Origin of the sequence: Methylomicrobium sp. Wu6 (genome assembly GCF_035916875.1) — a bacterium.
In the GTDB taxonomy this organism is placed as follows: Bacteria; Pseudomonadota; Gammaproteobacteria; order Methylococcales; family Methylomonadaceae; genus Methylomicrobium.
This window is the reverse complement of sequence record NZ_JAXUHN010000055.1, coordinates 22,247-42,018: the sequence shown is the minus strand read 5'-3', so window position 1 is coordinate 42,018 and position 19,772 is coordinate 22,247. Positions and strand designations below refer to the sequence as shown.

Genomic DNA, 19,772 nt, shown 5'->3' with positions numbered 1-19,772 from the left:
TTATCGAAATTTAGTCCATGATTTATTTAATAACTTAAACATAAGGGCAACAAAGTCATGATCACCAAAGAGAAAAAAACCGAGAAAAAAGATACGGTAGTCTCCATTCACAAAAAAGCCAAAAAAGCGGAAACCTCGGTCGCTTCGGTGGAGCCGCAGCATGTAGAATTTCGCTCCCGCGAGGAGCGTATCGCCGCCGGCAAGCTGCTACGCGAGAAGGTGACGCGCGCGAGCCACGCCGGGTGGACAGCGCCGGCTAATCGCCAAGACCCCATTGATGTCCTGGAAGCGTCCAATCAGGACCGAGTACCGGAACTCGTACCGATCCGTTATGGGCGCATGTTGCGCAGCCCCTTCACTTTTCTACGCGGTTCCGCTGGGCTGATGGCTTACGATCTGTCGACCACGCCAACCACCGGCTTGCGGGTACAAGCCTGCGGCGACTGCCATCTGCTCAATTTCGGCGCGTTCGCCACTCCCGAACGCAATTTGATATTCGACATCAACGATTTCGACGAAACCCTGCCCGCCCCCTGGGAATGGGATATCAAACGCCTGGCGGCCAGTTTCGCGGTTGCTGTCCGTGACGGACAGTTCAGCGACGAAGACGCTCAAGCGGTAGCCGTCGAATGCGTCCGGGCGTATCGGGAGAAATTACGGGAGTATTCAAAGATGAATCCCTTGGAAATCTGGTATGACCGCCTGGATGCCGACACCCTGATTGCGATGGCGCCCGATGAAAAAATTAGAAGATTCCGCGAGAGGTTAGTCGAGAAAGCGCAGCAGCGTATTGGCGATTATCTCCTGCCTAAAATTGCCTCTGTGGTGGGAGGACGCCACCGACTACTCGACCAGCCGCCGATAATGTTCCATGTTCAAGGCGAGGAGTATGCACAGCGGGCTCAAGACGTGCTTGAAGCCTATCGCCAAAGCCTTTCGGACGAGCGCCGAGTGCTGTTCGACCGCTATCGTCTGGAAGACTTTGCAGCGAAAGTCGTCGGCATCGGCAGCGTCGGCACACGCTGCTTCGTCGGGCTATTTTTCTCCGCGGAGAATCATCCCTTGTTGCTGCAGTTCAAGGAAGCCTGCCCTTCGGTGTTGGAGCCCTATGCCGGCGAAAGCCGCTATGATAATCACGCGCAGCGCGTGGTGATGGGGCAACGGCTGATACAATCGTCCAGCGACATTTTTTTGGGGTGGGCTCGAGTGTCTGATACCGGCCGCGATTTCTTCGTGCGTCAGTTGCGCGATATGAAAATGTCCGCGCCGATTGAAGGCGGTACAGTCCAGCAATTTCACCTTTATGCCGAAATATGCGGCTGGACCTTGGCCCGCGCCCATGCCCGATCCGGGGATGCGGCGACGATCAGCGGCTATCTGGGCAAATCGGACAGCTTCGACCAAGCGATCGGCAGCTTTGCGATGGCCTATGCGGACCAGACCGAGCGCGATCACGCGGCTTTGGTTCAGGCCGTCAACTCTAGACGAGTGAAGGCCATTATCGAAGAAAATGAATGATCGGGATGGCTTACTGCTGCCGCAATGTTGTGTGAGGCCAAGTAGCTTTTGTCTTTTTAGACTGATAGGATGTTATCTCGATGCCACCTACAAAGTAGCGAGAGAGAAAGGGATCGGGGTCTGACACCGTTCAAGGAACTCGATCTACCATAAACCAGGAGGATAACAGTTATGAAATTCCCCATGGTCCATGCAGACGAACGGGGCGAGACGCACTTCGGCATCCAGGACATACCGGACCGTGGGGTTGCCATGGGTCCACCGCCGAATCCCATGGGGCAGATGAGCGATTGCGGGGCTGTCACGACCATGTGCGTTTTCTCGGTCCCAGCCGGGACGGACGCGCCCGCCCACAACGCCCCCCAGCCCTACATCGCCATCGTCCTGTCGGGCGAGGGCGAAGTGGTGACCAGCGACGGCGAAGCGCGGCGATTCCACCCCGGCGAGATACTTTTCTGCAACGACCTTACCGGCAAGGGGCATGTAACTCGGGCGATCACTGACTTGATCTTAGCGTTCGTCAATCGGGCCGAATCCTGAGACATCTGTAGGTAGCCAGAACCCAAACACCAACGAGAAAGTACGCGATGATGACCCACATCAGAACACTGGTTGATTCCACCTCCGGCCTGAAGTTCACCGAGAGTCCCCGTTGGTACAACGGCAAGTTGTGGTTCATCGACATCCACGACAATCGGATCAAGACTGTGGACCTCACCGGTTCTGTCGCAACGGTACTGGAACTGCCGTTCATCCCGAACGGTTTCGGGCTCATCCCCGAGGGAACGGTCGTGGTTGGTGATGCGTTTCAGCGTCAGATTCACCGTAGGGCCGGAGCTGCCCTTCAACAAGTGGCCGACATCAGCGACTTGACCCAGTTCTGCTTGAGCGACGGCATCGTGGACGCCAAAGGCCGTCTGTATGTGGGGGACATCGGCTACAACTTCCTGGACCCGGCGGCCAAGCCCGTCGAAACCTGCGTGATCGTCCTCGTCGCCCCTGATGGTCGAGCGTCCGTGGTCGCCGACAAGCTCTTCTTCCCGAACGGCATGGTTATCACCCCCGACGGACGAAGGCTCATCGTCGGCGAGACGCTCGGCCATCGCCTGACCGCCTTCGATATCCAGGAGGACGGCTCCCTCAGCAACCGGCAGGTCTGGGCACAGTTGCCCTCGTCCGTTGACCCTGATGGCATCTGCCTCGACGCCCAGGGGGCTGTGTGGTGCGCCAATCCAGAGGGCGAGGACAGTCTGGTGCGGGTTCGCGAAGGCGGGGAGATCACGGATCGGATCAAGATTGACACTCATGCCTATGCGGTAATGCTGGGAGATCCGGAACGCCGGCACCTCTTCATCTGTGCGTCTGGCTCCCACGATCCGGCAGAAATCCAGCGAAATCCGAGCGCAAGCTTCCGAGTTGTCGAGGTGGATGTTCCGGGTGCAGGAATACCATGAAGTAGCGAGTGCTTCGATGCCATTTACCGAGTAGCGAAGGCGAAAGGGTTCGACTTCGAATTCTAGCTTGGACAGCGCCGAACCAGCTGCTGAACTAGGTCGATTGGCCTGACGGGCAGCAATGGCAAGGCAACCAGCCATTCGTTGACATCCACCAGGTGGCGGGAATTGGCCGACTGCCGGCTTATAGCTAAACTGCATTACCAGTGACTGCTTTGAAGTAGGAAAAACTGACTGGTTTATATAATTTTGGACGGCATCTTTGAGCAAGAATATGCAAAGAATCGACTAGTGTCCGAAAAATCAGCGTTATCTAATCGTTACTTCTCCTTCAAAGGTATCAAACAAACCAGTTTGCAGTCAGGTTGCAAGGCGACAATCAATGTGGTCTGTAAATAAATCAGTTCCCCCTGTAAGGGATGGTTAAAACAACGTTCCCCGCCCTCTCTGTTTAGCACAGCTTGTTCTCGCCAATAGTGGGAGAATTCCTGACTTTTAGCTAACAGCTCGTCAATCAGTGCTTGCATATTTGAATCCTGCGGGCGTCGGCTATAGTCGGCACGGAATTCGGCAACCAAGCGCCGAACACGCTCCGACCAATCGATTATCAAGCGCTGCGCATCGGGATTAAGAAAGACAAATTTCAGTAAATTGCGTTCTGTTGATGCGGTGTCCAGCCAGCCGATGAATAATTGGGTCGCCTCATTATTCCAGGTCCTGGCCGTCCAGTTGCGATCGATCAGATAGGCCGGTCCCTTAAACAGCGAGGGCAAATTTAGAAGTTCCGGCAACAGTTCCGTCCGCGGTTCAACCGCACCGGCCGGATCGCGTTTACCCGCCAGATCGAACAACGAAGCCCGTTCGGCCGGCATGAGTTGTAACGCCTCGGCAAGACGCGTTAGCGCGGCTACCGAAGCCTTCACATCACGTCCTTGTTCCAACCAAGTGAGCCAGGTGACACTCACGCCGGCCGCATCGGCCAATTCTTCGCGCCGCCACCCAGGCGTTCGTCGCCGCCCCATCGCTTTAGTGGGTACGGGCAAATGCTCGCGGTGGGCGCGGATAAAGGAGCCGAGGAGACGGCGCGGATGGGATCCGGTCATGGTTGTTTTTATACCCGTATAAAGTGTTATCTTGTACCAGTTAAACTATGGCGAAACAATAGCATTCCATCCATTAGTTTAGGAATTCATGATGAGTGCATATAATTGGAATGCCGGGGATTACCAGCAAAACTCCGCAGCCCAACAGCAATGGGCCAGCGAGTTGATCGCAAAATTAGCGCTGACCGGGTCAGAAGATGTTCTTGACCTGGGTTGCGGCGATGGCAAGGTAACCGCTGAAATAGCCGATCTGGTACCCAATGGAACCGTCATTGGGATTGATAACTCAAGTTCAATGGTTACGCTCGCCCGCCGGCAATATCCCGCCAGCCGCTATCCGAACCTCATATTTGAACTGATGGATGCCCGCGCGTTAGCCTTTGAAAACCGGTTTGACGTGGTGTTTTCCAATGCAGTATTGCACTGGATCAAAGATCACAGATCTGTGGTAGAAGGGCTGTTTAAAAGCCTCAAACCGGGTGGAAAAATCCTGCTGCAAATGGGCGCGAAGGACGGGGTCCGTTCGTATCTATCCGTTTTGAATCAAATTCTGTTACTCCCTGAATGGAAGGCATATTTTCAAAATTTCGAATTTCCTTACGGCTTTATGGGGATAGAAGACTATGAGGGCATGTTGTTGGCAGCCGGTTTCCAAACTCAACGTGTGGAACTGATTAGCAAAGATGCCGTACATGCGAATAGGGAAAAATTCAAAGGCTGGATCCGGACGACATGGTTACCCTATACCGAACGTGTGTCCGAAGGTGAAAGGGAGCAATTTATTGAATTAATCGCCACAAGCTACCTTGAGAAAGCCCCCCTGGATGCAGAGGGCCGTGTTCATGTCCCGATGGTACGGCTTGAAGTGGAAGCAGAAAAAGTATAAATATCAGTTCAAACTCGTTCAGAAATACATTGAGGAAATAGTGTGGAATTATCAAGCGTCATCCCTTGGGGCCGATCGTTAAGTGAGTACAAAGCAATGTTCTCGCTTTCAACCGATGACCTCAGCAAGAAAATTCTTGGCTGTGGGGATGGGCCGGTATCTTTTAATGCTGAATTAACCGAACAAAACGGCCATGTCATTTCAGTTGACCCTATCTATCAATTTAATGCCGATCAAATTCAATCCAGAATTGGTGAAGTGTACTCCCAAGTCATCGAACAAGTTTCCAAACATAAAGATGACTATGTTTGGAAGCACATTCCCAATGTGGAAGCGCTGGGGAAAGTAAGAATGCAGGCCATGCGCCGCTTTCTCGCTGATTATGGCGTAGCAAAAGACAGCGGTCGCTACCTGAATGCCTCCTTGCCAGCCCTTCCGTTCGAGGATGGTGAATTTGAAATCGCGCTGTGTTCGCATTATTTGTTCTTGTATAGCGAGCACGTGGATCAGAATCAGCATATTCTTTCGATGAAAGAGCTGTGCCGTATAGCCAAAGAAGTTCGGGTTTATCCCCTGCTATCGCTTAGCAACAATCAAGCCTCACCGCATCTTAAGCCCGTCATCGCTGAATTGGAGGTAGGCGGGATCAATGTCGCTTTGGTTGACGTGCACTATGAATTCCAAAAAGGGGCCACACAAATGCTAGTGGCAAAAAATGTATAATAAAGCTTTCCTGCGGAGGCAGCAGCTAACCGCTTACTCAGCCGAAGACAATGTTTGGCACAGACCGCCACAAGCCACTATCGAATGAACAGAGAATTCGCCGAACACTTTGCCAAGAATTGGCTCGATGCCTGGAATGCGCACGATTTACCCCGCATCCTGGCTCACTACACCGATGACTTCGAAATGTCCTCGCCGGTTATCATCCAGGTGACCGGTAATCCGGAAGGACGGCTTCAAGGTAAACAGGCGGTCGGCGCCTACTGGACCAAGGCACTGACACTTTTCCCGAATTTGCGCTTCGAACCCCTCTGCACGCTGATTGGGGTCAACAGTATTGTCATTCATTACGTGGGCGCCACCGGCCAACGTGTGGCAGAGGTCTTCCATTTCAATGAAGCCGGCTTGGTCTTCCGCGCTCAGGCGCACTACGAGCCATGAATACCACCTCATTTCATATCAGCCTTCAGCACCTGACCGGTTAGCCCCAAGTACATCCCATGAGTATCCCCAAGCCCCCCATTGCAGTGCTGGCAGAAGAAGTGCCTCCGCGTACCACCCCCTCGAATTACCCTGAACCGTTTGCCTCGCAGATGAAGGGGAGAGAAAAGCGGCAACTGGGCGATGTCTTCGGGTTGACTCACTTTGGTGTCAACTTAACCCGTCTTGCCCCGAAAGCGGTCTCTGCCCTTCGCCATAGTCATACCCAACAGGACGAATTCATCTACATCCTCAGCGGCTATCCAACACTGCGAACGGACGAGGGCAGCACGCCGCTCGCGCCGGGCATGTGCGCCGGCTTTAAGGCCGGTACGGGTAATGCCCACCACTTGATAAACGACACTTCCGAAGTCGTCGTATACCTCGAAGTCGGCGATAGAACCTCCGGAGATCAGGGCGCGTACCCGGACGATGATCTTCAAGCCGATCTCAAGAACGGCAAATGGCACTTCACCCACAAGGACGGAACGCCTTACTGAAGCTTTCACTGCGCTATCTATGGAGCCGCCTAACTGTACGTTGCCCACGGATGTTCATGCCTACACGCATGGCCGCCAGTGATCTTTGGCGTTGAGCGAGCAATTTGTGGCATCGAAGTTACGCAATGATCTGCGGCGACCCACGATGGAAGAGATTGGATTCGTACCGATGTGTTCAGCCTTGATGGTATCGCCGGCAGCCAGCGTCAATACATCCATTGGCTGATCGGCTCATGCACGAAGAGCGACATTACAGTTGAATCCATCTTGACGCCAGAAGCCATTGATCTGTTGGCAACACGATTGCGGACACCGTTGCAAATCCAACTACATCTCACTTTGTCGCTCGAAGCAGGTTACCAAACCGGTGAGATAACCAGTATCTGCCGATCTGGTGGAATCCGTGCTGTCACGCCAACTGGACGATCTGGAGCCAACATTGACACGACACGGCTATCGAGTCAAAGATCTGGTAGAGCAATTCGACGCCAAACCGGCGGAGATCAAGGCTCTATTCAGCAATAGCCTAGACGCCACTCGCATGACTGAACTACGCTGCCAGTTTTTGGCTGCCGGTCCGCCTATCTGATCAGGTCTGGAGCCCGAATTTTATTTGCAATTAATGTGAGCCCACAAGCAAGACTGCGTCAGGTACGAATCATGGAGACGAGCGTAAGCGAACCATTATTGAGGTGTCGAAAGCGTAAGATGTCGTCAAAACTGGAGACTAACGGCACTCCAGGACAAGTTCGGGGGTAACCTGTTTATTGCCTGAGCGGCGACCGGCATAGAGGTGGCGTGAATTTGCTTCAGGCTTTGATACGGAACGTGAGAACCTGTTGTCTTGATGCGAAGGGAGAATCTCAAGTGGAGGCCCCACGAGAGACAGAGTACCAATGCAAGACACAGGGGCGGAGCAGTCCGTAGTAGTGATGAAGGTTCTGTAATGGAACTGGAGCAAAGGGGCTGCATCGTTCAGCTTTATCAGATGAAACAACTAGAAAATTAGGAGGATTTCGTTGGATAAAGCGAAGTCATTTAGTATTTCCAAGAAACTTGTCTGGGTTGCGTATCAGCGCGTCAAGGCGAATAAAGGTGCGGCGGGCGTAGATGAGCAGTCGATTCAGGACTTCGAGGTCAATCTCAAAGATAACCTTTATAAGCTTTGGAATCGGATGTCATAAGGAAGTTATTATCCGCCACCGGTGAGACGTGTGGAGATCCCGAAAAGTGATGGTGGCAAACGCCCGTTAGGGATTCCGACGGTATCAGATCGGATTGCGCAGATGGCGGTTAAGTTGCTACTTGAGCCTGAGATTGAACCTCACTTTCATGTGGATTCGTATGGCTATCGGCCAGGTCGGTCAGCCATTCAAGCCGTGGCAGTAGCTCGGCAGCGATGCTGGAAGCATGATTGGGTAGTGGATCTTGATATACGGGCTTTCTTCGACAGCATGGATCATGATCTGTTGATGCGAACTGTGCGGAAACATACCCAAAATCCCTGGATGCTGTTGTACATAGACAGATGGCTTAAGGCGCCGGTGCAACTGGAGGATGGCACAATTCAAGCCCGAGATAGAGGTACGCCGCAAGGCGGCGTCATCAGTCCGTTGCTGGCCAATCTCTATTTGCACTACGCATTTGACAAGTGGATGCAGCGAAACCACGCCGGAAAGCCATTCGAGCGCTACGCTGATGACTGTATCATCCATTGCAAAACTGAAAAAGAGGCGCAATGCGTGATTCGGCAAATCGCCAAACGGTTTGCCGAATGCGGACTGGAGTTGCATCCGGTCAAGACGAAGATTGTTTATTGCCGCGATGGATACAGAAGGGGCAACTACCACACTGTGCAATTTGATTTTCTGGGCTATAGCTTTAGGCCCAGACATGCAATGAGTCGTCGTGGCAACCTTTTTTTGAGTTTCATACCGGCGGTCAGCGTCAAGGCGGCCAAGTCAATGCGCGATACCATCAGGCGTTGGAAAACGCATCGATGGACCCAACTGACAATCGAAGACCTCGCGAGGACATTTAATCCCGTATTGCGGGGTTGGATCAACTACTACGGTCAGTTTTACCGGTCAAGGTTGGCACCCATTCTAGGGCAATTCGATTACGCTCTGGAACGCTGGGCGAGGAGGAAATACAAACGGTTGAAGGGGAGCCAAACACGGGCACGAGCATGGATCAAACGGTTAGCGCTGCAAAATCCAAGCTTGTTCGTACATTGGCAAATCACCTTCGCTGGAATGACTGGACGATAGGAGCGGTATGAATCGAGAGATTCACGTACCGTTGCGTGAGAGCCTGAAGGTGTGATTCCTTTGGGCTACTCGACCACCTAGATTAATCAAAATTCCAGAAGTTAAATAATGTAAAATTGATGTTGCTTATGCGCCATAAGCAACACTATGAATAATTATTAACAAGCCCACTAAATTGAGGCAACGCATTAATGAAATACAAAAGCTGTGATGAATTTCTGACCCATGTCGCTCAACTTAATCCCGGTCAGTCTGAATTTCTCCAGGCAGTGACGGAGGTGATGGAGAGCCTGTGGCCCTTCATTTCGCGTTTTCCTAAATACGCCGAAAATGGTCTGCTGGACCGCCTGGTCGAGCCAGAGCGCATCGTCATGTTCCGGGTATCCTGGGTCGATGACCACGGCAAGGTGCAAGTCAACCGCGGCTACCGGATTCAACACAACATGGCCATTGGCCCCTATAAGGGCGGCTTGCGTTTCCATCCATCGGTCAACCTGTCTATTCTGAAATTCCTGGCTTTCGAGCAAACTTTCAAGAACGCGCTGACCACCTTACCAATGGGCGGTGGTAAAGGCGGTTCCGATTTTGACCCCAAAGGCAAAAGCCCTGGCGAAGTCATGCGCTTCTGCCAAGCGTTCGTAAGCGAACTGTTCCGCCATGTCGGCTCCGATACCGATGTACCTGCGGGCGACATTGGCGTAGGTGGACGCGAAGTCGGCTATATGGCCGGCATGATGAAAAAACTCAGCAATCGCGCCGACTGCGTATTCACCGGCAAGGGCCTGAGCTTCGGCGGCTCCTTGATCCGTCCGGAAGCGACCGGCTATGGCACGGTCTACTTTGCCGAAGAAATGCTGAAACGCAAAGGCATGTCGTTTGACGGTTTGCGCGTTAGCGTGTCGGGCTCTGGCAATGTGGCGCAGTACGCGGTAGAAAAAGCGATGGAATTGGGCGCCAAAGTCGTCACCGTATCCGACTCCAGCGGCACCATCGTGGACAACGACGGTTTTACCACCGAAAAATTGGCTGAACTGATGGAAGTGAAAAACCACCTCTATGGTCGCGTCAGCGACTACGCCAAACGCACCGGCAGCGAATTCCACGCCGGCATCAAGCCTTGGAATGTTCCTGTCGATGTGGCGCTGCCTTGCGCGACGCAAAACGAGCTGGATGCAGCGGATGCAGCCATCCTGATCAAAAACGGCGCCAAATGTGTGGCCGAAGGCGCCAACATGCCGACCACCATCGAAGCGGTCAAGTTGTTCGAAGCCAACAATGTACTCTATGCGCCGGGCAAAGCCAGCAATGCCGGCGGCGTGGCAACTTCCGGACTGGAAATGAGCCAGAATGCGATGCGACTGTCATGGACCCGCGACGAAGTCGACATGCGTTTGCAGGAAATCATGCGCGGCATTCACCAGGTCTGCGTGCAATATGGCGAACGTGAAGATGGTAGCTTCAGCTATGTCGACGGCGCCAACGTCGCCGGCTTCGTAAAAGTAGCCGATGCCATGCAGGCGCAAGGCGTTCTATAGAACGTAGAGCGGAATAGACGCGCGCTGTCGATTCACGACAAATGACCCGGGGGCTGCGCGTCGGAGAGCATAGCTTAGGCAGAATAAGAAGCTGCTTAAAAACCGGCCATTCCGGAATATACCTCGGATCGGCAGAAATTTGCCGGTTGTTGCCTTTCAACAAGCTAAAATCAGTTGGCTATATGAAATTGAACTAGATGGCTGATTTGAATAGTTTGAGGCTGCGACTTTACACTTGAATTACACGTCTTCAAGTGCTTGCTTCCTTTACCCTAAAAATGCCTGGCTCCGCCCACCAAAAAACGGAGCCAAACAATACTCACATTTAAGCCGCCTGATCCAGCTTGAACGCCGCATGCAGCGCTCTAACCGCCAGTTCCAGATATTTCTCGTCGACAACGACCGAAATCTTGATTTCGGAGGTCGAGATCATCTGGATGTTGATGCCTTCGGCCGCCAGGGTCTGGAACATCGTATTGGCGATACCTGCGTGCGAGCGCATGCCGACGCCGACGATCGAAACCTTGACGATATTGTCGTCGCCGGTGACTTTTTTCGCACCCAACTCGGCGCAGGTTTTTTCGAGAGAGGCCTTCGCGCGCTGAAAATCGTTCCGGTGGACGGTGAAGGTGAAATCGGTCGTATCGTCTTCGGCGATGTTCTGCACGATCATGTCGACTTCGATGTTCGCTTCGGCGATCGGTCCGAGAATTTTGGAGGCGACGCCCGGCTTGTCCGGTACGCCGGTGATCGTCAATTTGGCTTCGTCCCGGTTGAAGGCGATGCCTGAAATCAATGCGCTTTCCATTTGTGTGTCCTCATAGGTAATCAGCGTGCCGTTACCTTCTTTAAATGATGATAATACGCGTAATGCCACGTTGTATTTGCCGGCGAACTCGACCGAGCGAATCTGCAAAACTTTCGAACCGAGGCTGGCCATTTCGAGCATTTCCTCGAAGGTGATCCTGTCGAGCCTGCGGGCCTTCGGTTCGACGCGGGGATCGGTCGTGTATACGCCGTCCACGTCGGTATAAATCAGACATTCGTCGGCTTTCAATGCCGCCGCCAACGCAACCGCAGTGGTGTCGGAGCCGCCACGTCCCAGGGTTGTGATGTTGTCCTCTTCATCGACGCCCTGAAAGCCGGCCACGACGACGACCTTGCCCTGAATCAGTTGCGCGCGTATTCTGCTGTCGTCGATGTTGCGGATTCGCGCCTTGGTATGGCTGCTGTCGGTCAGTATCTTGACCTGGCCGCCGGTAAATGAAAATGCCGGGCAGCCGATTTCTTCGAGCGCCATCGCAAGCAGGGCGACGGTGACCTGTTCGCCGGTAGAAACCAGCATATCAAGCTCGCGCGCATTCGGTTGCCGCTGAATGTCTTTCGCCAGCCCGATCAGACGATTGGTCTCGCCGCTCATCGCCGAGACCACGACCACGATCTGATCGCCCTGATCGTGCGCCTTTTTTATCCTCTCGGCGACCGACTTGATCCGCTCGACCGAACCGACCGAGGTGCCGCCGAATTTAAATACGTACAATGCCATTCGCTGTATCCTTTAACCTGCCGTTTGTTCTTGTATCCACGCCGGAACGCCCGCCAATGCCTTCGCCAAGCCGGACGGATCGTTGCCGCCCGCCTGCGCCATGTCCGGCCGGCCGCCGCCTTTGCCGCCGACCTGGGTCGCGACGAAATTGACCAGATCGCCCGCCTTGACGCGCCCGATCTGATCCTTCGAGACCCCCGCAATCAGGCTGACCTTGTCGCCGTCGACGGTCGCGAGCACGATCGCTGCACTGCCGAGCTTGTTTTTCAACTGATCGACTAGGTCGCGCAAGGATTTCGGATCGACGCCGTCAAGTTTGACCGCCAACACCTTGATGCCATTAATGTCGACCGCGCCGGAAGTCAGCTCGTCGCCGGCCGAGCTGGCAAGTTTCGCGTTCAAGCGTTCGAGCTGTTTTTCCAGAGAGCGTGATTTTTCGAGTAATTGTTCGACTTTTTCGGCCGCTTTGTCGGGCGAGCTTTTCAACAGGCCGGAAATCGAGGCGAGCGCCTTGTCGCGGCTCGCGATCCAGTCGATGCAGCCTTGGCCGGTGACCGCTTCGATACGGCGGACGCCTGCCGCGACGCCGGTTTCGCCGATGATCTTGAAGCAGCCGATGTCGCCGGCGCGCTCGACGTGGGTACCGCCGCACAGTTCGGTCGAAAATTCGCCGATCTTCAAAACGCGCACTTCCGCGCCGTATTTTTCGCCGAACAGCGCCATTGCGCCGGCCTTGACCGCATCGTCCTTCGCCATGATGTCGGCGGTGACCGGCGCATTCAGGCGAATTTGCTCATTGACGATTCGTTCCAGCGTTGCGATTTCCTCGGCCGTGACCGGCTCGAAATGCGAAAAGTCGAAACGCAGGCGTTCGGGGTTGACCAGCGAGCCTTTCTGCGTGACATGGTCGCCCAGGATTTGCCGGAGCGCGGCATGCAATAGGTGCGTCGCGGAATGATTCAGCGCGGTCGCCTTACGGCCGGCCGCATTGACGCTGGCCGAACAGGTCTGGCCTTGAGTGAACGCGCCGGAGACGACCTTGCCCTTATGCAGAAACAGATTGCCGCCTTGTTTTTGGGTGTCGGTCACTTCGAATGCCGCGCCATTCACGGTAATCGTGCCGGAGTCGCCGACCTGTCCGCCGGACTCGCCGTAAAAGGGCGTTTTGTCCAGTATGATCACGCCTTCCTCACCGGCTTGCAAGGTATCAACCGGTTGGCCCTGCGCGTACAACGCGACGATGGTTGATCGATCCTCAAGCAACGCGTAGCCGGTAAATTCAGTTTCGGCATCGAGCTTGATGTCCTGGTCGTAATCGGCGCCGAAACTGCTGGCCGAACGTGCTCGATCGCGCTGCGCGGCCATCGCCGCTTCGAAGCCGACATGATCGACCGACAGGTTGTTTTCGCGCGCGAAATCGGCGGTCAGGTCGATCGGGAAACCGTAGGTATCGTAAAGCTGGAATACCGTGTCGCCCGGAATCACCAAGCCTTCAAGCCGGGCGACGCAGGCTTCCAGAATCTTCATGCCTTGCCCGAGCGTTTCGGCGAAGCGTTCTTCTTCCTTTTTCAGAATGCGTTCGACCTGCGCCTGGGCATTTTTCAGTTCGGGGTAGGCTTCGCCCATGGCCTCGACCAGAGGTGCCACCAATTTATAGAAAAAAATGTCGTGAATGCCGAGCCGGTAGCCGTGGCGAATTGCGCGGCGAATGATCCTGCGCAGCACGTAGCCGCGGCCTTCGTTCGACGGCAGCACGCCGTCCGTGACCAGAAACGCACAGGAGCGGATATGGTCGGCGATGACCCGGAGCGAGCTTTGGTTCAGATCGCCGGTGCCCGCAAGTTTTGCGGCCGCTTTCAACAGTTTCTGGAACAGATCGATTTCGTAATTGCTGTGCACGCCTTGCGAGACCGCCGCGATCCGCTCCAGCCCCATGCCGGTATCGACCGAAGGCTTCGGCAGCGGCGTCAAGGTGCCGTCGGCGGCGCGGTCGTATTGCATGAACACCAGGTTCCAGATTTCGATGTAGCGGTCGCCTTCCTCATCGGGCGATCCCGGCGGGCCGCCCGGAACCGATTCGCCGTGGTCGTAAAAGATTTCGCTGCACGGACCGCAGGGGCCGGTATCGCCCATCGACCAGAAATTGTCTTTCGCGCCGATTCGGGAAAAGCGCGCCGGATCGACGCCGATATCGTTCAGCCAGATGCTTTCGGCCTCGCTGTCTTCCTCGAACACGGTCACCCATAATTTTTCTGGCGGGATTTGCATTTCCTTGGTCAGAAAGTCCCAGGCCAGATGAATCGCCTCTTTCTTGAAATAATCGCCGAAACTGAAGTTGCCGAGCATTTCGAAAAAGGTATGATGCCGCGCGGTATAGCCGACGTTTTCCAGATCGTTATGCTTTCCGCCGGCGCGGACGCAACGCTGGCCGGTCGCCGCGCGGGTAAAATCGCGCTGCTCGCGGCCCAAAAACACGTCCTTGTACTGCACCATGCCGGCATTCGTGAACAACAGGGTGGGGTCGTTGCCGGGAATCAGCGAACTGGAAGGCTCGATTGTGTGCCCCTGTTGGCGGAAAAATTCCAGAAAGGCGGAGCGCAGTTCTGCGCTGGTCATCTTTTTCATAGGTTATGCGGTTAAAAGGCTAAAAAGTATTCGAGGTGTTTTTCAATAAATGGGTAATCATTGCGTTCGTAAACCCGCGCTGGAGCAAAAACCGGCTGCGCTTTGCCCACTCGTTCCGATTCGGAACCGGGCCGTCGCCGTATTTCTTCAAATAAACCTGCCGCAAAACCGCCATCCAGCCGCCGACGGACTCGGCGAGTGCTTCGAGGTCAAACGAGGGAGTCTTTTCGAGATCGATGCCGCGTTGACCCAGTTCGTAGGCGATAAAAGCCGGGCCGTAACCTTTAAGGATCCGCGACCGCGCATAACTTTCCGCGTAACGTGCATCGCTTTGCCATTTTTCAGCAGTCAATGCTTCAAGGATCGGCTCGCTCCTTTCCCGTGTGAAGCCTTTGATGGCCAATTTGTGCAGCAATTCTTTTCGGCTGTGCTCGCGTCCGGTCAGCAGGCGCAAGCATTCAGCCCTGATGTTGGCGTCCGTCTGATCCACGCGAACTTAGAACCCAGGCTTCAATCGTCGTCGAGTTCGGGCTTGTTCGATACCGGCAGCGCCTTGCCGAAGGCTTCCGCGCGTATTTTCGCTTCGATTTCCCTGGCTTTGTCAGGGTGCTCTTTCAGATACAGTTTCGCGTTATCCTTGCCTTGGCCGATTTTTTCATCGCCGTAGCTATACCAGGAGCCGGCCTTCTGGATAAAACCGAAATTGACGCCCAAATCGACCAATTCGCCGAAGAAAGAAATGCCTTCACCGTACAAAATCTCGAATTCGGCCTGTTTGAACGGCGGCGCGACCTTGTTTTTGACCACCTTCACGCGCGTCTCATTGCCGATCACTTCTTCGCCTTTCTTTACAGCTCCGATCCGGCGAATATCCAGCCGCACCGAGGCGTAAAATTTCAGCGCATTGCCGCCGGTCGTGGTTTCCGGATTGCCGAACATCACGCCGATCTTCATCCTGATCTGGTTGATGAAGATTACCAGCGTATTCGAGCGCTTGATGTTCGCGGTCAGTTTGCGCAAGGCTTGAGACATCAGTCGCGCCTGCAAGCCCATGTGCGAGTCGCCCATGTCGCCTTCGATCTCGGCTTTCGGGGTCAGCGCGGCGACCGAATCGACCACGACCACATCGACCGCGCCGGAGCGCACTAGCATGTCGGTAATTTCCAAAGCCTGTTCGCCGGTATCGGGCTGTGAAACTAATAGTTCATCCACATTCACGCCGATTTTTTCGGCATAGCCGGGATCCAATGCATGTTCGGCATCGACGAACGCGGCAGTGCCGCCGAGCTTTTGTACTTCGGCGATCACCTGCAAGGTCAGCGTGGTTTTACCGGACGATTCCGGTCCGTAGATTTCGACGATCCGCCCGCGCGGCAAGCCGCCGCAACCCAAGGCAATGTCCAAGCCCAACGACCCGGTCGAAACGACCTCGATGTCCCTTGCCGCCGCCACATCGCCCATCCGCATCACAGAGCCTTTGCCGAACTGCTTCTCGATCTGCATCAATGCCGCGCCCAGCGCTTTCTTTTTGTTTTCGTCCATTGCCTGTGCCCTATGATGTCGTGGTTTAACGAAGTGCGGGTTAATTAAATGGAGTATTATTACATACGGGTACCGGTTCGGGTAGTGCTGATTTGGGATTACGCGCCGGATTGATTGCGGCATTGCCTACATACGTCATGTTTATTTATTCGTTGTCTATCCTGTTCAATCAGATCAATTTATTGAGCCCGGCCGAGGCCTTGTTTATCATGGCCGGGCTGTTTGTGATCGTGTGGATGTTGGCTCCGGCGCCGGACGGCGATTTTCGGCAGTTGATGTGCGAAAATTATTGGTTTTCGTGCTGGGTAGGAGGGCAGAGGCTGGTTGCCGTATTTTGGCCGTTCTTCTTGGTGTTGAATGCTGTATTGTTCGGCGCGGATTGGCTAGTTAAATCAGGGCGGCTGACCGTGTCGAGTTGGGATGACGTGCATTTTGTCTTGGTGCTGCCCATCGTATGGTGGACGGTGTCGATCTGGCGCTGTTCGGCGCGTGCCCGCTTCCGTTGGTATGGCGCCGGAGCGCGATTCATCACGATCTGCGTGTTTTTGGAATACGCGTTGAAGTTATACCTCCGCATTGATTATCCGCGACTCTTTTTCAATTGCGAGGAACTGTTGCTGGATTACGGTAGTTGTTTTTGAGGCAAGCCGATCGTCGCCGTTGCCGACGGGTAAATCCCGCATTGCTATAAAAAAACCGGCAAAACGGTTATAATCGGCGTTTTTGATTAACAATTACTAAATTTCGGAAAAAACATGCTGGGTAAGCTGGTCAAATTTGTAGTAGGGAGCCGAAACGACAGGCTAGTTAAAAAGAAAAGAAAATTGGTCAAAAAGATCAATGCTTTATCTTCTGAGTATGAAAAGCTGTCGGATGAGGCCTTAAAGGCGAAAACACAGGAATTTCGCGACCGGCTTGTGCAAGGCGAAAAGCTCGACAACCTGCTTCCGGAAGCCTTTGCGACGGTCCGGGAAGCGTCGTCGCGGGTGTTCGGCATGCGCCATTATGACGTACAGTTGATAGGCGGCATGATCCTTTTTGACGGCAAGATCGCCGAAATGAAAACCGGTGAGGGTAAAACGCTGATGGCGACGTTGGCGGCTTACCTGAGTGCTTTGCCGGGGCGCGGCGTGCACGTGGTCACCGTGAACGATTACCTCGCTCGCCGCGATGCCGAATGGATGGGCCGGCTGTACGGCTTTCTCGGCATGAGCACCGGCGTGATCATCAGCCAGATGGATTATGATGCCCGCCGCCATTCCTATGCCTGCGACATCACTTACGGCACCAACAACGAATTCGGCTTCGATTATCTGCGCGACAACATGGCGTTCAGCCTCGAAGAAAAAGTCCAGCGCGAACTGCATTTTGCGATTATCGACGAGGTCGATTCGATTCTGATCGACGAGGCGCGGACGCCGTTGATCATTTCCGGGCCTTCCGAAGAAAGCTCCGAAATCTATATCAAGGCCAATGCCATTATTCCATACCTGACCAAACAGGAAAAAGAAGGCCAGCCCGGGGATTATTCTGTCGATGAAAAATCGCGTCAGGTGCATCTTACCGAAGAAGGCCATGAGCGCGTTGAGAGGTTGATGGTCGAACACGGCCTGATGATCGAGGATAGCAGTCTCTACGACGCATCGAACATCCGTCTGATGCATTATTTGAGCGCGTCGTTGCGCGCCCATGCGCTGTTCAAAAAGGACGTGCATTACATCGTGCAGAGCAATCAGGTGATCATTGTCGATGAGTTCACCGGTCGCATCATGCCCGGCCGGCGCTGGTCCGAAGGCCTGCATCAGGCGGTCGAGGCGAAAGAGCATGTGCCGATTCAAAGCGAAAACCAGACGCTGGCCTCGATCACCTTCCAGAATTATTTCCGGCTTTATCACAAGCTGTCCGGCATGACCGGCACCGCCGACACTGAAGCGTTCGAGTTAAACAAGATCTACGGACTCGAAGTGGTCGTGATTCCAACCCACCGACCGATGATCCGCAAGGATATGGGCGATCTGGTTTATTTGACCGCCGGGGAAAAATATCAGGCCGTCGCCGATGATATTAAACGCTGTGTTGAACGACAACAGCCGGTGTTGGTCGGCACCACCTCGATCGAAAATTCCGAGTTGCTTTCCGCCTTGTTGAAAAAACAAGGTATTCCGCATGAAGTATTGAATGCGAAACAGCATGAACGCGAAGCGCATATCATCGAGCAGGCTGGCAAGCCGGGAGCGGTCACGATCGCGACCAACATGGCGGGTCGCGGTACCGACATCGTGCTTGGCGGCAATCTTGATGCCGAATTGAAACTATTAGGGCCCGAGGCGACCGACGCCGAAAAAGAGCATGCGCGCGGTGCCTGGCTCGATCGCCATAATCAGGTGATTGCGAGCGGCGGTTTGCATGTGATCGGTTCGGAGCGCCACGAATCGCGGCGTATCGACAACCAGCTTAGAGGCCGTTCCGGACGTCAGGGCGATCCGGGTTCTACGCGCTTTTATCTGGCGCTCGAAGACGATCTGATGCGGATTTTCGCCTCCGATCGCGTTGCCGCTCTGATGGCGAAACTTGGCATGGGCAACGGCGAAGCGATCGAGCATCCGTGGGTGACCCGCGCGATCGAAAACGCGCAGCGCAAGGTCGAGGCGCGCAACTTCGATATCCGTAAGGAAATTCTGGCCTACGACGATGTTGCGAACGATCAGCGCAAAGTCGTTTACGCGCAGCGCAATGAACTGATGGCGGCCGAGGAAATCTCCGATATCATCACCGCGATCCGGAAAGATGTAATCAATAATGTGATCACCCAATACATTCCGCCGCGTTCGATGGAAGAGCAGTGGGATATTAAGGGACTCGAGGAGCACATCCAACAGGAATTCAATGTCGACATTCAGATTCAGAAAATGCTCGACGAAGATCATAAATTGCAGGAGGAGTCGTTGCGCGAGCGCATCATTGAGGCGATGGAGCAGGCGCATAAGGACAAGGAAAAGAAGATTAGCCAGGCAGTCATGCAGCATTTTGAAAAATCCGTGATGCTGCAAGTGCTCGACAATAGCTGGAAGGAGCATCTGGCGGCAATGGACTATCTGCGTCAGGGCATTCATTTCCGGGGTTATGCGCAAAAAGATCCGAAACAGGAATACAAGCGCGAAGCGTTTGAAATGTTCACGCATCTGCTCGATCACATCAAATACGAAGTGATCACCATTTTATGCAAGGTTCAGGTCAGGCAGGAAGAAGACGTCCAGGCGATTGACGCACAGCGTCAGGCGCAGGCGCCGAAAGAAATGCATTTCGAACATGCTGAGGCGCCGGCTCTGGATGGCTCGGAGCAGGAACCTGATCCGGCCGAAAACGAACAACTGGCCGCTCAGCCGTTTGTCCGTTACGGAGATAAAGTCGGACGGAATGATCCTTGTCCTTGCGGTTCAGGGAAGAAGTATAAACAGTGTCATGGGCAGGTGAACTGAAACAGTCGCATATCTCCGGCTGCCCCGGAGGATTGGTCATGTGAATCGCTCACAGCGGATTCATATATTGAGTCGCCGCCTTATTAAGGCGGCGCACCTCAAAAAATCAAC

Annotated in this window: 17 protein-coding genes and 1 pseudogene; 13 read left to right on the top strand and 5 right to left on the bottom strand. The window is 54.2% G+C overall.

The genetic code is table 11. The annotated features are described in order from the left end of the window. Nucleotides 1-57: 57 nt before the first annotated feature. From U2W12_RS05600 to U2W12_RS05590, 3 genes are all read left to right on the top strand, one after another. The gene (locus U2W12_RS05600) at nt 58-1,518 is read left to right on the top strand and encodes a DUF2252 domain-containing protein (protein WP_326499683.1); all 1,461 of its coding nucleotides are present in this window, start codon (nt 58-60) and stop codon (nt 1,516-1,518) included. 171 nt (nt 1,519-1,689) lie between these two features. Next, entirely contained in the window at nt 1,690-2,058 is a 369-nt protein-coding gene (locus U2W12_RS05595; RefSeq protein WP_326499682.1) for a hypothetical protein, read from the top strand. Between the two features lie 47 nt (nt 2,059-2,105). Next, nucleotides 2,106-2,972, top strand: a complete 867-nt coding sequence (locus U2W12_RS05590; protein ID WP_326499681.1) for an SMP-30/gluconolactonase/LRE family protein — start codon at nt 2,106-2,108, stop codon at nt 2,970-2,972. A 320-nt stretch (nt 2,973-3,292) separates the two neighbouring features. On the opposite strand, the gene U2W12_RS05585 is transcribed toward U2W12_RS05590, so the two are convergent. Beyond that, complete coding sequence (locus U2W12_RS05585; RefSeq protein WP_326499680.1) at nt 3,293-4,075, bottom strand: helix-turn-helix transcriptional regulator; 783 nt, start codon at nt 4,073-4,075, stop codon at nt 3,293-3,295. 88 nt (nt 4,076-4,163) lie between these two features. Between U2W12_RS05585 and U2W12_RS05580 the strand changes: the two genes are divergently transcribed. The 8 genes and pseudogenes from U2W12_RS05580 (at nt 4,164) to gdhA (ending at nt 10,469) form a co-directional block, all read left to right on the top strand. Next, nucleotides 4,164-4,961: a methyltransferase domain-containing protein gene (locus tag U2W12_RS05580; RefSeq protein ID WP_326499679.1), complete on the top strand. Its 798-nt coding sequence runs from the start codon at nt 4,164-4,166 to the stop codon at nt 4,959-4,961. 42 nt (nt 4,962-5,003) lie between these two features. After that, a complete protein-coding gene (locus tag U2W12_RS05575) occupies nt 5,004-5,684 on the top strand; it encodes an SAM-dependent methyltransferase (protein WP_326499678.1) in 681 nt (226 codons plus the stop codon). An 84-nt stretch (nt 5,685-5,768) separates the two neighbouring features. Continuing rightward, nucleotides 5,769-6,125, top strand: coding sequence for a nuclear transport factor 2 family protein (locus tag U2W12_RS05570; RefSeq protein WP_326499677.1), 357 nt, complete (start codon nt 5,769-5,771; stop codon nt 6,123-6,125). A 59-nt stretch (nt 6,126-6,184) separates the two neighbouring features. Further along, complete coding sequence (locus U2W12_RS05565; RefSeq protein ID WP_326499676.1) at nt 6,185-6,664, top strand: cupin domain-containing protein; 480 nt, start codon at nt 6,185-6,187, stop codon at nt 6,662-6,664. A 403-nt stretch (nt 6,665-7,067) separates the two neighbouring features. Then, entirely contained in the window at nt 7,068-7,253 is a 186-nt protein-coding gene (locus U2W12_RS05560) for a hypothetical protein (RefSeq protein WP_326499675.1), read from the top strand. A 430-nt stretch (nt 7,254-7,683) separates the two neighbouring features. After that, nucleotides 7,684-7,848 carry a hypothetical protein gene (locus tag U2W12_RS05555; RefSeq protein ID WP_326499674.1) on the top strand — a complete coding sequence of 55 codons (165 nt, stop codon included), beginning with the start codon at nt 7,684-7,686 and terminating at the stop codon, nt 7,846-7,848. A 12-nt stretch (nt 7,849-7,860) separates the two neighbouring features. Beyond that, nucleotides 7,861-8,934 (top strand): annotated as a pseudogene (ltrA, locus tag U2W12_RS05550) (group II intron reverse transcriptase/maturase); the annotation flags it as partial. 191 nt (nt 8,935-9,125) lie between these two features. Beyond that, the gene (gdhA, locus tag U2W12_RS05545; RefSeq protein ID WP_326499673.1) at nt 9,126-10,469 is read left to right on the top strand and encodes an NADP-specific glutamate dehydrogenase; all 1,344 of its coding nucleotides are present in this window, start codon (nt 9,126-9,128) and stop codon (nt 10,467-10,469) included. A 325-nt stretch (nt 10,470-10,794) separates the two neighbouring features. Here the strand turns inward: gdhA and U2W12_RS05540 are convergent, their stop codons facing one another. From U2W12_RS05540 to recA, 4 genes are read right to left on the bottom strand one after another with little or no spacing between them, the layout of a single operon-like run. Next, the gene (locus U2W12_RS05540) at nt 10,795-12,015 is read right to left on the bottom strand and encodes an aspartate kinase (protein WP_326499672.1); all 1,221 of its coding nucleotides are present in this window, start codon (nt 12,013-12,015) and stop codon (nt 10,795-10,797) included. Between the two features lie 12 nt (nt 12,016-12,027). Further along, the gene (gene alaS, locus U2W12_RS05535; RefSeq protein WP_326499671.1) at nt 12,028-14,640 is read right to left on the bottom strand and encodes an alanine--tRNA ligase; all 2,613 of its coding nucleotides are present in this window, start codon (nt 14,638-14,640) and stop codon (nt 12,028-12,030) included. Between the two features lie 19 nt (nt 14,641-14,659). Further along, nucleotides 14,660-15,130, bottom strand: coding sequence for a regulatory protein RecX (locus U2W12_RS05530; RefSeq protein ID WP_326499670.1), 471 nt, complete (start codon nt 15,128-15,130; stop codon nt 14,660-14,662). A 20-nt stretch (nt 15,131-15,150) separates the two neighbouring features. Then, nucleotides 15,151-16,182, bottom strand: a complete 1,032-nt coding sequence (gene recA, locus U2W12_RS05525) for a recombinase RecA (protein WP_326499669.1) — start codon at nt 16,180-16,182, stop codon at nt 15,151-15,153. Between the two features lie 137 nt (nt 16,183-16,319). Here recA and U2W12_RS05520 point away from each other — a divergent pair, with 137 nt between their 5' ends. After that, entirely contained in the window at nt 16,320-16,823 is a 504-nt protein-coding gene (locus U2W12_RS05520; protein WP_326499668.1) for a hypothetical protein, read from the top strand. A gap of 114 nt (nt 16,824-16,937) precedes the next feature. After that, a complete protein-coding gene (gene secA / locus U2W12_RS05515) occupies nt 16,938-19,661 on the top strand; it encodes a preprotein translocase subunit SecA (protein ID WP_326499667.1) in 2,724 nt (907 codons plus the stop codon). Nucleotides 19,662-19,772: the final 111 nt, after the last annotated feature.